Origin of the sequence: Pseudomonas sp. IT-P395, assembly GCF_949767675.1 — a bacterium.
Lineage (GTDB): Bacteria > Pseudomonadota > Gammaproteobacteria > Pseudomonadales > Pseudomonadaceae > Aquipseudomonas.
Genome location: NZ_CATKPW010000050.1, coordinates 1 through 236 on the forward strand (window position 1 = coordinate 1; position 236 = coordinate 236).

General features: G+C 63.1%; 1 protein-coding gene. It reads right to left on the reverse strand.

Annotated features, from left to right (window positions below; translation table 11 throughout):
• Nucleotides 1–236: hypothetical protein (locus ACM6IN_RS22055; RefSeq protein WP_414916710.1), on the reverse strand; the 236-nt coding region annotated here is incomplete at both ends.

A 236-nucleotide genomic window follows, 5' to 3' on the forward strand; every position in this document is an offset into this window, starting at 1 on the left:
TGCTCAGGCAGATTGTTCGCACCGTTGGCGTTTGGATGCGCTTCGTTGTCGACCAGGGTGTAGCTGTAGCTGACCACGCCGGTGGTGGCGTTGAAACCGGTGATGGTCAGCGTGCTGCCCAACGGCGTGGTGACCGATTGCGGGAACCCTGCGGCCACGCCATTGGTGACGACAGCGATGCCGCCGATAGTCAGCGTGGTCACGCCGTCCAGCGCAGTGATGGTGAACGTGCCGCT